This is a genomic window from Leyella stercorea, from assembly GCF_021531355.1.
Taxonomy (GTDB): domain Bacteria; phylum Bacteroidota; class Bacteroidia; order Bacteroidales; family Bacteroidaceae; genus Prevotella.
In genome coordinates, this window is sequence record NZ_JADYTS010000073.1 from 1 (window position 1) to 13986 (window position 13986).

10 protein-coding genes and 1 tRNA gene are annotated in these 13986 nt (G+C 45.8%); 2 read left to right on the top strand and 9 right to left on the bottom strand.

Annotated features, from left to right (window positions below):
* Positions 1–51: 51 nt before the first annotated feature.
* The 8 genes from I6E38_RS12300 to thrA form a co-directional block, all read right to left on the bottom strand.
* Positions 52–336 (bottom strand): hypothetical protein, encoded by a 285-nt coding sequence (locus tag I6E38_RS12300; RefSeq protein ID WP_235394268.1) that lies wholly within the window; start codon positions 334–336, stop codon positions 52–54.
* Between the two features lie 60 nt (positions 337–396).
* Positions 397–1812: a virulence RhuM family protein gene (locus I6E38_RS12305; protein ID WP_235394269.1), complete on the bottom strand. Its 1416-nt coding sequence runs from the start codon at positions 1810–1812 to the stop codon at positions 397–399.
* Between the two features lie 41 nt (positions 1813–1853).
* Positions 1854–3410, bottom strand: a complete 1557-nt coding sequence (locus I6E38_RS12310; RefSeq protein WP_235394270.1) for a type I restriction-modification system subunit M — start codon at positions 3408–3410, stop codon at positions 1854–1856.
* A gap of 22 nt (positions 3411–3432) precedes the next feature.
* Complete coding sequence (locus I6E38_RS12315) at positions 3433–3807, bottom strand: four helix bundle protein (RefSeq protein WP_178685599.1); 375 nt, start codon at positions 3805–3807, stop codon at positions 3433–3435.
* A 110-nt stretch (positions 3808–3917) separates the two neighbouring features.
* Positions 3918–6779 carry a type I restriction endonuclease subunit R gene (locus I6E38_RS12320; protein ID WP_235394271.1) on the bottom strand — a complete coding sequence of 954 codons (2862 nt, stop codon included), beginning with the start codon at positions 6777–6779 and terminating at the stop codon, positions 3918–3920.
* 213 nt (positions 6780–6992) lie between these two features.
* The gene (thrC, locus tag I6E38_RS12325; protein ID WP_235394272.1) at positions 6993–8294 is read right to left on the bottom strand and encodes a threonine synthase; all 1302 of its coding nucleotides are present in this window, start codon (positions 8292–8294) and stop codon (positions 6993–6995) included.
* Between the two features lie 34 nt (positions 8295–8328).
* A complete protein-coding gene (locus I6E38_RS12330; protein ID WP_235394273.1) occupies positions 8329–9606 on the bottom strand; it encodes a cofactor-independent phosphoglycerate mutase in 1278 nt (425 codons plus the stop codon).
* A gap of 12 nt (positions 9607–9618) precedes the next feature.
* Positions 9619–12054, bottom strand: a complete 2436-nt coding sequence (gene thrA / locus I6E38_RS12335) for a bifunctional aspartate kinase/homoserine dehydrogenase I (protein WP_235394274.1) — start codon at positions 12052–12054, stop codon at positions 9619–9621.
* Positions 12055–12073: 19 nt separating this feature from the next.
* Between thrA and I6E38_RS12340 the strand changes: the two genes are divergently transcribed.
* Positions 12074–12238: a hypothetical protein gene (locus I6E38_RS12340; protein WP_235394275.1), complete on the top strand. Its 165-nt coding sequence runs from the start codon at positions 12074–12076 to the stop codon at positions 12236–12238.
* Positions 12239–12476: 238 nt separating this feature from the next.
* Here I6E38_RS12340 and I6E38_RS12345 read toward each other — a convergent pair.
* Positions 12477–12550, bottom strand: a tRNA-Arg gene (locus I6E38_RS12345).
* A 152-nt stretch (positions 12551–12702) separates the two neighbouring features.
* Here I6E38_RS12345 and I6E38_RS12350 point away from each other — a divergent pair.
* A complete protein-coding gene (locus tag I6E38_RS12350; RefSeq protein ID WP_235394276.1) occupies positions 12703–13932 on the top strand; it encodes a glycosyl hydrolase family 28 protein in 1230 nt (409 codons plus the stop codon).
* Positions 13933–13986 lie beyond the last annotated feature (54 nt).

A 13986-nucleotide genomic window follows, 5' to 3' on the forward strand; every position in this document is an offset into this window, starting at 1 on the left:
GCAAAATCCTGGGCAACTTTTTGTTGCTCAAGTACTTATAAAAAAGTTAAACTAAAGTGCTGCGGAATTTAGAGCAAAATCATTTGTGTGTATTATTTTATATGCTTTAATGTCTTCACCGACCATATCTCTGCCTTCAAATTGTTCAGATTGAGGGACAAATCCCCTATCATTAGTTACAGAAAACATTGGATATTGTATCTTATCCTTATTCCTTAAATTAAAATTTTCTGTAATGTCCCCTAAAATGCACTTCTCCCACTCCCCCTGAAACTCAGGGAATCTGAGATTTGGGACATTGAGTTTCTTTTGTTCGTTATTTATTTTTGTTGTCATTTTAAATCCTTAATTGATGGTTCTGAAATAGTCTACCTGCTTGGTAGACAAATTTTTATTTTAAATTTCCTTTGGATTGAGGTCGAAAGGCAGCAGAGGCGTTTCATCATCACCATTATTAAATCTGTCGAAATCAGAAATATATGAACGGTCTTGGATGAGCTTATATTTCTCATATTCTCCATAAGCCTTTGCTCTTGCTTCATCTTGCGAAACAGTTCCTGCCGAAGGGTTTGCCTCATAGTCCATTGCCGCAAGGAACTGGGCAAGTCGCTTTCGCCAATCTTCCATTGTTGTAATGATATGGCGTTGGGCACGAGTCTCAGCAAAGTCAAGGAATGAAGTAGTTATGCCATTGAGTTGATTAAGTTCGGTATCCGACAAATAGTTCTTGGCTACAATTGTGTCCGACTTTTGTACTCGTCCGTTAGGTGCTTTTTTCCATGTGGTAAGCCCCATGTGTGGCTGTTCGGCATCAGCTCTGTTATAGACAATCTCTGCTGCGGTATGATGTGTGACAGCCAAGTGCATCATATTCTGCACCATCTTGAAGAACAATTTGGTACTTTCTGATTTTGCATCATAATCAGCACTACACTCTGCATATACATCCGTTATCTTCTGATAGTAGCGACGTTCAGACGTCCGTATCTCACGGATGCGTTCTAACAAGTCATCAAAGTAGTCCTTGCCGAAATGCTTGCCTTGTTTCAAGCGTTCGTCATCAAGTACATACCCCTTGATGATAAACTCCTTCAACACAGAAGTTGCCCATATACGAAATTGAGTTGCTTGATAGCTGTTCACACGGTAACCTACGGCAATAATGGCATCAAGGTTGTAGAACAAAGGAGTACGTTCAACATCACGCTCACCCTCAAGTTGAACTTGTTGAATTTTTCTACAAGTTGCCTCTTTTGTAAGTTCTCCACTTTCATAAATTTGAGAAAGGTGATAAGCAATCGTTGCTCGGTCTACGCCAAACAAATCTGCCATGCGTTTTTGCGACATCCAAAATGTCTCGTTGTTGAATATCACTTCAATACGTGTTTCGCCTTGTGCTGTTTTATACAGCAATATGTTGGATTCCAGCGAGCTTTGAATAAGTTCTGTGGTAGAAACGGACTGCGAAAAATATTCTCTTGCTTGTTGCACCAGAGGTTTCTTTCCGTCTGCATTTTCAGCTATAATCATGCACGCCATACGAGACAAACGGAATATGTTCACCTTTCTATATGCACCACTACCGAGCTTGACCATATCAACCGTTTGGTTGAAATGGTCATCAATCTTCATGCCTTTTTGATTGGCTACGGCAATTGCCTTATTTATGACATTTTGGAATTTCCAGTTAGTAGAATATCCCATAGCATTACAAAGGTCGCGCGAACTCCAATATTCCTTGTTGTTTTCGTCAGTCCTGCGGATTGCATCAAACGTAGGACGCATTTCTGGTATATTATCTTTCTCAGCCATATTGAAAATCTTCTAAAATTTTACCAACTTGGTAAAAAAGCCTATTCTACCAATCCCAACTCTTTCAAATACCCTTCAATCTCCTTGTCAAGGTCGGCTCGTTTGGCTTCCAAATCCTTGATTTCTTTCATGACGGCATGAATGTCGATGGGTTCTTCTTCTTCGAAAGTATCAACGTAACGAGGAATGTTGAGATTGTAGTCGTTCTCAGCTACTTCTTGCAGTGTGGCGAGATGACTGTACTTTTCTATCTCCTTGCGCTCACGATAGGTATCAACAATCTTCTTGATATGCTGCGGACGGAGCTTGTTTTGGGTCTTTACCTTTTCAAACTCCTTGCTGGCATCAATAAACAGAATGTTGTCATCCTCCTTACGGCATTTCTTGAACACCAAGATACAGGTCGGGATGCTTGTGCCATAGAAGATGTTGGCAGGCAGACCGATGATGGCATCCACATAGTTCTTCTTCTCAATGAGGAAACGGCGGATTACGCCCTCGGCATTGCCACGGAACAACACACCATGAGGAGCGACACAAGCCATTGTGCCACCCTCATTGAGGTGGTAAATCATGTGGAGAATAAATGCGTAATCGGCAGTCTTTCGAGGTGCCAAGCGTCCTGCCTTACTGAAACGATCATCGTTATTGAACTTATCGGCTGCACTCCATTCGGCAGAGAAAGGAGGATTTGCTACCACAGCGTCAAACTGTGTATCGCCAAAAGCATCAGCCTCCAAAGTGTCGCCATTCTCTATGCGGAAGTTGCTAAACTTTATGCCGTGAAGAAGCATATTCATACGAGCCAAGTTGTAGGTCGTAGGGTTCTTCTCCTGTCCGAAAATCTCGTTTGCATGACCGATGCTTGCTGCACGGAGCAACAGCGAACCACTACCACAAGTTGGGTCATAGACATTGCGCAGACGAGCATGACCGATGGTTACGATCTCTGCCAAGATACGGCTCACTTCCTGAGGAGTGTAGAACTCACCAGCTTTCTTGCCTGCACCCGCGGCAAATTGGCTAATCATATACTCGTAGGCATCACCGAGAATGTCAATCTCTTGCGATGCTTCCACACCAAAGTCAATATCATCAAGTGCAAGAAGAACATTGCTGACCAAAGTATTCTTGTCATCGGCAGTCTTGCCCAACTTGGGTGATGCAAGGTCAATGTCAGAGAACAGACCGCCAAAGTCTTCTTCGCTGTCCTGTCCGAGGGTGCTATCTTCAATACGCTTCAATGAGCGTTCGAGCATCGGCAGAATGTTCTCCTTCTTCTTGATACTCTCAATAACAGACGAGAACAGGAAGTTTGGTTCAATGAAGTAGCCGATGTTTTCCAGACATTCAGTCTTTACCTCTTCCTGCAACGCCTCTACGTCTTCGTCCTTCTCCATAGCCCACAACTCCTTGAACGTCACCTCGTCGTCGACCAATGCGTCGTTGGCGTGTTTCTCTATCTTCTCCGACAAATACTTATAGAAGATAAAGCCAAGGGTGAAATACATAAAGTCACTGGCAGACATGTTGCCACGCAGCTTGTTTGCTACTTCCCAAAGTTGGTCACGGAGTTTCTGTTGTAATTCTTCGCTCATATTAAGTATTAAGTTTTAGTGATTAGTGATTATGTTTGCTTTGTAGCATTTTTTCTTTAATTGTTTTTATAGAGGATGTCAATAGTTTGATTAATTCCTCTGCATCACTATAAACACTATCAAATTCATTATCTTTTAAATATTCACTCTCATGTAATAATTCTAACCAATAAATGGTTTCACTCGTTTCTTTCTGCGAGATAGACAATTTCGCAACAAAATCTGCTTCGCTTTGTCCGTAAAAGGCTTCGGCAATGTTTGCTCCGATACTTGTACCACTTCTAAGTAATTGTTTTGAAAGAACGTATTCTTTCTTTTCTTCACATAAATACTTGTACAAGCGTATAACCCTTAGTGCAAAAAGCTTGCTCTTATCTTTTAATATACTTTGCTTCATAATCTTTTTTTTAAGTTTTATGTTTTAGTGATTAGTGACTAAGTGGTTGCAGTGCAACACTTCATCACTTCATCACTTATCACTAACACTTCATCACTTATCACTAACACTTAACACATAGAAAATGTTCTTATTATAGAACGCAATTTATCGAGTATTCTTGTCAATGCCTTACGCTTTTTTATCAGTCCCAAGTGTTTCTCCTTCAATGCCTCTTGTATGATTTCAGGCTGTTCCTTTTGCAAGTAGTCATACTCCAAGAGGTAATGATTGAGCACGGATACATCCAGATCCTCGTCCTTTGCAAGCGTATTGACTGCATTGTTACGTTCGGTGACGATATAGTTGTTCAACCTCTCTTCAAGGTCGCTTGTACCATCAGCCTTTTGTTTGCGAGCCATGAAGTTGTCACGGTCATCATCCACATTCTTTTGGATAAATCCGTCAATGAGTTTTGCTTTACTGCGAAGTTCGGCATCCTTAATCATTGTGTCGATGATATGCTTACGCTTCTCTTTGTAGTCCTCGCTATAAGGATTGAGGTCTGCAATCAACTCCAATATATAGGCAACATTGATAATATCACTATGCAGGAGTTCCAAGCAGAAATCAATATCGCCCATACCAGTTGCGGCTTCTTCAAGAGGGTCTGGTTCACCAACCATGCTTGATTCTTCCTCTGGAACTTGATAACCTTTCTTTGGATCATCGTTCTTGACAGCAAACGAATCGTATATATCAAGATACTTGCTGCGGAAGTCCATAAACTGTTGTTCTGTCATTCCGAGGTCGGGGGCATCCTCCTCAAACTCGTCATACACTTGTATCTCTGCGTGCTTCTTGATGATGTCACGGAAAGCGAGGATAAACTGCTTCTTGTCGTTCTCACTTTGCAAATAGTCCACATAATGCGGTTCGGGATAGTGCTCCAAGAAATCCTTTGTCAGTTCTTGATAGTTTTTCTTTACCTCTTCAAATGGTGGGCGCACAATATCTTCTATTGGGTTGCCATTGCTGAAAAGTTTGATGGACTCATCCACCTTACTTTTCAAGTTACGGAAGCAAACGACCTTACCGAAACGCTTCTTCTCGTTCAACACACGGTTGGTACGGCTGAACGCTTGCAATAATCCGTGATACTCCATGTTTTTGTCAACATAGAGCGTGTTGAGTTTCTTGCTGTCAAAGCCAGTAAGGAACATTCCGACAACCAAGCAGAGGTCAAGCGGCTTCATGTCAGCCTTCTTTTTCTTCATGCGGAGGTTGATGTCATCGTAATATGCACGGAAGTTTTCTGTAGTGAAACTCGTTCCATACATATCATTATAGTCGTCCATTATGGCTTGCAGCTCGTCTGCATCGCCTGTGCTGTCACTTGCAAAGCCACCGGTGTTCATGCCTGTCTGTTCGTCGTCTTGGCTGCTGTTGGCAGCATATGTGAAGACAGCTCCGATTCTGATCTTCGGGTTGAGGCTCTTGAATATCTTGTAGTAGCGGATAAGCATCGGCACAGACTGCACGGCAAACAATGCGTCGAACTCTCCGTCGAATGTTGATTTATTGAAATTATTAAGGATGAATTTGGCAATCTCCGTCATGCGGTCTTGGTCGGCATTATCCACATCCTCATTACCGTGGTAATATTCCACAAGGAAGCCAAGCACGTTTTCATCGGCAATGGCATCCTTTATCAAGTATTTGTGAAGACAGTTGCCGAAGATTTCCTTTGTGGTATGTCCGTCCACCGCATTCTCTACAAAGATAGGCGTGCCCGTAAATCCGAACATCTGCGTATTGTCGAAGAACTTCACGATATTCTTGTGGCATTCTCCGAAATGGCTTCTATGACACTCATCGAATATCATCACGATGCGAGAATGACGTATTTCCTCAATACGGCTGCTATACCACTGCTTGCTTACAGCAGCATTGAGCTTTTGTATGGTGGTAATGATAATCTTCGAATTGCTGTGCAGACGCTTCACCAGTTCGTCCGTGTTGTCGGTGCTGTCAACGGCACCTGGCTCAAAGGCTTCATATTCGGCTTGCGTCTGCGTGTCAAGGTCGTGGCGGTCAACCACAAACATCACCTTATCCACATCGTCCAGCTCCGATACGAGTTGGGCTGCCTTGAAAGAAGTCAAGGTTTTGCCTGCTCCTGTTGTATGCCAGATATAGCCGTTATCATTAGAGTTTTCCACACGGTCAAGAATCTTCTCCACGGCATAGAACTGGTAAGGGCGAAGTACCATCAGGCATTTGTCTCCCTCGTGCAATACAATGTACTTGCCAATAATCTTGCCCAACGTACACTTGTCGAAGAACACTGTGGCAAACTTCTCCAAGTCGTTGAAAGGCACATTGGCGGCATCCGTCCAGTTAAACGTGAACTTATAGCCACTGTTCGGATTGTTGGCGAAATAGCGGGTGTTCACGCCGTTAGATATTACGAACAGCTGAATGTAATCGAACAGCCCGTGAAAGGAGGTCTTGTGATAGCGTTGTATCTGATTATATGCCTGTTTCAGTTCCACACCTCTGCGCTTAAGTTCTATTTGAACTAAAGGCAAACCGTTGATAAGTATCGTGACATCGTAACGACACTTCTTTCTGCCCTCAACCGTGATTTGATTGGAAACTTGAAACTCATTCTGACACCAATGGTTGCGGTTCAAGAACTCTACCCACAGGCGCTCGCCGCTTTCCAGTTCAAGCGGAAAGAGGTCACGCAATTTCTTTGCCTTTTCAAAGCGGGTGCCACCTTCAAGATAGATAAGTATCTTCTCAAACTCAGACTCCGTAAACTCTGTGCGTCCAAGTTCCTCCAATTTCTTCTTGTTGTGTTTCTCCAACTGCCTTTTGAAATTGGCAGACAGGTTCTTCTCCTCTTCAATATGAACATACTCGTAGTTCATCTTCTGAAGAGTGGCTATAAGTCCGTTTTCGAGGGCGGCTTCACTTTGTATAGGCATATCTTTATAGTTAACTTTGAATAAAAAGTCGATTTGTACTTTAGGGCTTTTAATTATGGCTATTGCCATTTAGACTACAAAGATAATAAACTTTAGGGGGAAAACATAATTAATGTGTGTTTTCTTTTGTTGTATCGGAGACACCATAAAATGCAATTAGGGCTTCCTTACTCTCCAAATGTAGTTACTTTTGGAGAGTAAAGAAGCCCTTAATTATTCGCTCATCAGCAACTTCTTGAAGTCGCTGAATTCCTTCGACATGGCTATGCTCTTCTTCTCGCCATTCATAAATGCTGCAAGACGTTCGGGTATTGCAACCTCGGCGTTGATAGCCGATTCTACAGTGTCCTTGAACTTGGCTGGATGAGCTGTCTCGCCAAACACGCCCACTTCACCGTCGAGCAGAAGGTCTTTCAATGCCTGATAGCCGCATGCTCCGTGTGGGTCGAGGATGTAGTGGTTCTGGTCGTAGCACTGGCGCATGGTTTGGCGTATCTGCTCGTCGCTGTATGTAGCACCGCTCATCAGACTTGAAATCTTTTTCCAGTCGCCCTTGAAAAGGTCGTTGATGCGTGCGAAGTTGCTCGGGTCGCCTACGTCCATGGCATTAGCAATGGTCTGAATGCTTGGGCGTGGATTGTACTCGCCAGTCTGCAGATACTTGTAAACGATGTCGTTGGCATTGTTGGCAGCGATGAAACGCTTTACGGGCAATCCCATTTCTCTGCCGAATATAGCTGCTGTGATGTTGCCGAAGTTGCCGCTCGGCACACATATTACGTATCCGTGCTCCTTGCCAATGCGCTTAAGCTGTGCATAGGCGTAGAAATAGTAGAACGCCTGCGGAAGGAAGCGTGCCACGTTGATAGAGTTGGCTGAAGTAAGCTTCATGTGCTTGTTAAGCTCGTCGTCCATGAACGCTTGCTTTACAAGAGCCTGGCAGTCGTCAAACACACCGTCAACCTCAATGGCTGTGATGTTCTGTCCGAGTGTGGTGAACTGGCTCTCCTGAATCTTGCTAACCTTGCCCTTTGGATAGAGCACGTATACATGGATGCCCTCTACACCAAGGAAACCATTGGCTACAGCCGAACCAGTGTCGCCACTTGTAGCTACAAGTACATTGACATTCTTGGTTCCCTCTTCGCGTATGAAGTATTGCAGCATACGCGCCATGAAGCGTGCGCCTACATCCTTAAATGCAAGTGTTGGTCCGTGGAAGAGTTCGAGCGAGTAGATATTCTGTTCAACTTCCTTTATGGGGCAGTCGAACGCCAAGGTGTCGTATACGATGCGCTTTAGGTCGTCTGCCTTGATGTCTTCGCCGAAGAAGGCATCTGCCACCTTGTATGCTATCTCCTGAAACGAGAGCTTATCGATGTTTTCAAAAAAGTCCTTAGGCAGTTTCTTTATGTGTTCTGGCATATAGAGACCGCGGTCAGGTGCAAGTCCTTTTACTACTGCCTCGTGCAGAGAGGCGAGGGGAGCTGTATGGTTGGTGCTGTAATATTTCATAGAATTTAAAATGTTAAGTGTTGATTGTTAAGTGTTAAATTGCAGGAACGTCTATGCCCATAAACATGTCCATGAACTCTGTAAGGTGCAGCATGCCGTAGCTACCGTTTACGCAACTCACTTCGCTGTATGTCTTAACGTTGTCAGGGTCTATTCCGGGATACCATACGACGAAAGGCACAGGCTCTTTCATGTGCGTGCGTATCTCCACCGGAGTGGGATGGTCGGGCATTAAGGCTATGCATACAGGCTCGTCCCACTTTGACACCTCATTATATATAGGGCCGACCATACGGCTGTCGAGGTTTTCGATGGTGCGAAGCTTCAGTTCCAGGTCGCCGTCATGTCCTGCTTCATCGCTTGCTTCGACATGAACGAATACGAAGTCGTCATTGCGCAGAGCGTCAATAGCGGCTTGTGCCTTTCCTTCATAATTGGTATCGGCAAGTCCGGTAGCGCCTGGCACGATGATGTTGTGCAATCCTGCGTAATGGCCGATGCCACGTATCAGGTCGACAGCTGAAATCACATCGCCTCGCTTTATCTGCGAATACATCTCCTGAAGCGTCTTCATCTGCGGACGATATCCGCCTCCCCAAGGCCATATACAGTCAGCCTCGTCTTTACCTTCGGCACGTCTTGCTATGTTTAGCGGAGCTTGTGCAAGCACTTTCTGCGATTTCAGAATCAGGTCGTTCAGCAGGTCGGCGGTCTGTTGTGCCGTCATTCTGTCGGATGATTCGTCTTCGTTGAATTTCTCGCCATTGTCTTCATATCCCGGTTCGGGAGTGACGAGCAATTCACGCCACTGCTCATTGGGATGGTCGTGGGGTGGGGCGCATGTTATATGCTTGTTGCCACCTCTTATTATAAGCAAGTGTCGGTATTGTATTCCCTTGATAAACTCCACACGGTCGTTGCCCAGCTTCTCGTTCAATAGGTTGATGAGTTGCTGGCTGTCGTCGGTAGTAAGGTGCCCGCCGTGGTGGTTCTTTATCTTGCCGTCGGCAATGCAGATGATGTTACAGCGCAAGGCGAAGTCGTCGGGGCGCATGTCGTAGCCTATTGAAGCTGCTTCCAATGGTCCGCGGCCTTCATATACCTTATTCATGTCATAGCCAAGGATAGTGGCATTAGCCACCTCGCTGCCCGGTAGAAATCCGTCGGGCACGGTATTGAGTCGTCCTGTTCGTCCTATGCGAGCCAGATGATCCATGTTTGGTGTGTTGGCATACTCAAGGAGGGTCTTGCCTCCGAGTCGGTCGACAGCATGATCTGCCATGCCGTCGCCGAGGATTATTATGTGTTTCATGGGTAATTCTTTTTAGACGTTAGCGATAGACATGATATTGGCGAATACGCCCGCAGCTGTTACACTTGCTCCAGCTCCGTAACCCTGTATGAGCATCGGATACTCGCGATAGCGCTCGGTGGTGAGCGATACCACGTTGTTGCTGCCCTCAAGATTATAGAACGGATGGCGCATGTCAACTTCTTTGAGTGCCACATTGGTCTTTCCGTGGTCGAATGTTGCCACAAAGCGCCAACGCTTGCCTTCGGCTTCGAGTCGCTTGCGACGCTCTTCAAAGTCGGCATCAAGCTGTGGCAGCTTCTTCCAGAAGTCGTCGATTGTGCCCTCGAAGAACGAGTCGGGTATGAACAGATGCTTCTCAACATCAGCCTTCTCTACCTTATATCCAGCCTCACGGGCGAGAATTACGAGTTTGCGAATTACGTCCTTGCCCGAAAGGTCGATGCGTGGGTCTGGTTCGCTATATCCTTGCTCCTTGGCGCGGCGTACTGCCTCCGACAGTGGTACGTCTGCCGAAATCTCATTGAATATAAAGTTGAGCGTACCGCTAAGCACAGCCTCAATCTTCAATATCTCGTCGCCCGAGTTGCGCAGGTCGTTGATGGTTCCGATGATAGGCAGTCCGGCTCCTACATTGGTTTCGTAGCGGAACTTCACGCCACGTGCCAGGGCCGTGTCCTTCAGCCGGATGTAGTTGTCGTACGATGATGAGGCTGCAATCTTGTTGGCAGCAATCACCGATATGTTATGTTCGAGGAACGACTGGTAGAGCTGTGCCACGTCCTTGCTGGCTGTACAGTCAACAAACACGCTGTTGAAGATGTTCATGCTGATAATCTCGTCGCGCAAGGTATTGTCGTTGCATAAAGGTGCCTGCTCGAGTTGTTCGCGATATGTAGTAAGGTCGATGCCGTCGCGGTTGAATATGGCTTTCTTCGATGATGCTATTCCCACTACGTTTAGCTTCAGTCGCTTGGTGCGTTTCAGCTCTTCATATTGGTCGTGAATCTGCTCCAGAAGCTGTCCGCCAACAGTTCCCACACCGCATACAAAGAGGTTGAGTACCTTGTATTCAGAAAGGAAGAACGAGTCGTGTATTACGTTGAGCGCCTTGCGCAGATATTTGCTGTCTACTACAAACGAGATGTTGGTCTCTGATGCACCCTGCGCACATGCTATTACGCTGATACCGCTTCTGCCAAGAGTGCCGAAGAGTTTGCCGGCAATACCAGGTGTGTGCTTCATGTTCTCGCCTACAATAGCTATTGTAGCCAATCCGCTCTCAGCGTGCATTGGGAACATGGCGCCCGTCTCAATCTCCTTGGCAAACTCGTTGTTGAGCACATCTACAGCAGCCTGTGAGTCCTGATCGCGCACGCCGATAGATGTAGAGTTCTCTGATGATGCCTGTGACACCATAAACACGCTTATGCCATTGTCGGCAAGAGCGGTAAAGATACGTCGGTTGACACCGATGACACCCACCATCGACAGACCTGTCACGGTGATGAGAGTGGTGCCGTTGATGCTCGAGATACCCTTGATGGGCTTGGAGTCGTTGGCTATTTTAGCCTTGATGATGGTTCCCTCAGCGTCAGGATTGAATGTGTTCTTTACGCGTATAGGTATGTTCTTAATACAAACGGGGTATATCGTAGGCGGATAAATCACCTTTGCACCAAAGTTGCAAAGCTCCATAGCCTCGATATAGCTCAGTTCGTTGATAGTGTATGCTGTCTTGATAACTCGTGGATCGGCGGTCATGAAGCCGTCTACATCAGTCCATATTTCGAGTATGTCAGCATCGAGTGCTGCCGCAATGATAGCTGCTGTATAGTCGGAACCACCGCGTCCGAGGTTGGTAATCTCGTCGGTGTCGCGGTCCATACTGATAAAACCTGGAACAAGTGAGATGCGTGGCAGGTCGCTGAATGTGCGACGCACCAGTCGGTTGGTGAGTTCAGAATCGAGAGTGTTCTTGTGGTTCTTCTGCACGGTCTTGATGAAGTCGCGCGAGTCAAACCACTTGGCACCATGCACAAGCGTAGCCACAATATTAGAGCTAAGGCGTTCGCCGTAGCTTACGATAGCGTCCTGTGTCTTCTTGGAAAGGTCGTGGATAAGGAACACGCCAAAATAGATAGAGCGCAACTGCTCAAACAGCGAATCAACAATCTTAAACAGGTTCTCGCGCTTGCGTGTGTCGGTGATGATGGTGTCAATCATCTTATGGTGGCGGTCCACCATGGCTTGAAACTCATCCTTCCATGCTTCGTCGCCCTTAAGTGCAAGCTGCGAAGTGGCAAGGAGCTTGTCGGTGATGCCACCAAGGGCACTGACAACAATAATGACCGGCTGCTTCTGAGCCTCTTTCTCTACAATAGCCTTCAGGCTGAGAATACTCTCTACGGAACCTACTGAGGTTCCGCCAAATTTCAATACTTTCATTCTTCTTGTTCTTTGGTTAATGCCTCCATACAAAGGAGGCGGATTGTGTTTCGGTGCAGTGGCTTGCCGGCGCAGCGAGACTGGCTTCTGCATCATGCCTCAATACGAGAGAGGCATGCGCAAGACTCCTTGGTCTACTTTTCTGTACTGCGCGACAGCGGGGCGTGACAGCACCGTGTCGTGACATAAAGCTTTAATAAAGTGTCGGCAAATTTACGAAAAATAAATGTTATGTCAATAGAAAATGAAAGAAAAATTACAATTTTACATGATTATATGTCTGATAATAAACAAATCGTAGCAGAAAACGGTTAGGTTGTGATAATTGCTTGCTCAGGCTACTGCGGGGACGCCATAGCCTCCTATGGCATAAACAAAAAAAGAGGACTTTACTTTCGTAAAATCCTCTTTAGAAATGTTTGTGACTCCGGCAGGATTCAAACCTGCAACCTTCTGATCCGTAGTCAGATGCTCTATTCAGTTGAGCTACGGAGCCAGACCTTATTGCTTTGTGGAAGCGTTGTTCCTTAAAAGCGAGTGCAAAGGTATAGCTTTTTATTTAAACCTCCAAATATTTTTGAAAGTTTTTTCTGTTTTTGTTGAAAATTCTTGGATTTGTACTAACTTTGTAGATATAAATCAATTGTTATGAATTTATTCTTGTCGATAGTTGTTGGCATCATGTCGTTTGGTGCGGTGCCGAACAACGAGTCGGTGAATAATGCCGACGCAATCAATAGAGCTATAGAGCAATGTAGCAACAAGGGTGGAGGAGTAGTAACCGTGCCTGCCGGTGTGTTTACTACCGGAACTGTATATATGAAGTCGGGTGTTGCTGTGCGTCTTGAACGTGGAGCTACGCTTAAGGGTACGGCATGCTTGGACGATTACGCATCGTTGAAGACCGCTGACGACTTGTCGATGTATGAAAGCGGTCGCGGTACAGTCAATTATAATTCGGCTACTGATCCGCAATGGTCTAAAGCTATGATTATGGCAGTCGGCGTAAGCAATGCTGGTATTGAAGGTGAAGGCTGTATAGACGGAGCGGATGTGCGAAATCCGCTTGGCGAGGAACATATGCGTGGTCCGCATACTATACTGATGGCTGGATGTCGCAACATGCATTTTACAGGTTTCTCGGTAAAGCATTCAGCCAACTATGCCTTCTTGGGTTATAAGGTAGACAAGTCGGTGTTTAGCAATCTGCACATAGAAGGCGGATGGGACGGTATTCATATTCGTGGAGGACGCGACTTGAAGATTGTAAGTTGTGAGATGCATACCGGTGACGATGCGATTGCTGGTGGTTACTGGGAGGATATGCTTATAAATAAATGTGTATTGAACTCATCGTGCAATGGCGTGCGTATGATTATGCCTTCGGTGGGACTTGAGATTTCCGATTGTGACATTTACGGTCCGGGCAAGTGCGAGCATATCACGTCGCACCGTACACGTTCGGAGGCTGCCATAAATCTCGAACCGGGTGGTTGGGGTAAAGCACCTGGACGTATGGACCGTATCGTGATAAAGCGCAATCGTGTGCGCGAGGTGCTTACTCCTTTGTGTGTAACGCTCAGCGATGACAATACCTGCGGACGTATTGTTATAGAGGATATGGTGGCTCGTGGCATTACACGTATGGCAATGTCGGTAAAGAGTTGGGGCAATGCACCTACTGAGAAGGTAGTGATGCGTCGTTGTGACTTGGAGTTTGACGGCATTGACGACCCTAATCTGCCTGCTTGGTTTGAAGGACGTTCTACAAGCGAGTGGCCGGTGTTCCCGTGTTGGGGAATGTATTTCCGCAATGTAGGGCTGGTAGATATTAATAATGTGACGCTACGCTTGAAAGGGGCTCACCCGATAAACTAGGGGGAAGACGCTTTGATTCTATAGAAAATTTATACCTTTGTGCCATGAATAATC

What these genes read in the sequence shown, in the direction of transcription:
- I6E38_RS12350 (WP_235394276.1), top strand. Translation starts at nt 12,703, where the DNA reads ATGAATTTATTCTTGTCGATAGTTGTTGGCATCATGTCGTTTGGTGCG.
- I6E38_RS12300 (WP_235394268.1), bottom strand. Translation starts at nt 336, where the DNA reads ATGACAACAAAAATAAATAACGAACAAAAGAAACTCAATGTCCCAAAT.
- I6E38_RS12330 (WP_235394273.1), bottom strand. Translation starts at nt 9,606, where the DNA reads ATGAAACACATAATAATCCTCGGCGACGGCATGGCAGATCATGCTGTC.
- I6E38_RS12310 (WP_235394270.1), bottom strand. Translation starts at nt 3,410, where the DNA reads ATGAGCGAAGAATTACAACAGAAACTCCGTGACCAACTTTGGGAAGTA.
- I6E38_RS12320 (WP_235394271.1), bottom strand. Translation starts at nt 6,779, where the DNA reads ATGCCTATACAAAGTGAAGCCGCCCTCGAAAACGGACTTATAGCCACT.
- I6E38_RS12340 (WP_235394275.1), top strand. Translation starts at nt 12,074, where the DNA reads ATGCCTCCATACAAAGGAGGCGGATTGTGTTTCGGTGCAGTGGCTTGC.
- I6E38_RS12315 (WP_178685599.1), bottom strand. Translation starts at nt 3,807, where the DNA reads ATGAAGCAAAGTATATTAAAAGATAAGAGCAAGCTTTTTGCACTAAGG.
- thrC (WP_235394272.1), bottom strand. Translation starts at nt 8,294, where the DNA reads ATGAAATATTACAGCACCAACCATACAGCTCCCCTCGCCTCTCTGCAC.
- I6E38_RS12305 (WP_235394269.1), bottom strand. Translation starts at nt 1,812, where the DNA reads ATGGCTGAGAAAGATAATATACCAGAAATGCGTCCTACGTTTGATGCA.
- thrA (WP_235394274.1), bottom strand. Translation starts at nt 12,054, where the DNA reads ATGAAAGTATTGAAATTTGGCGGAACCTCAGTAGGTTCCGTAGAGAGT.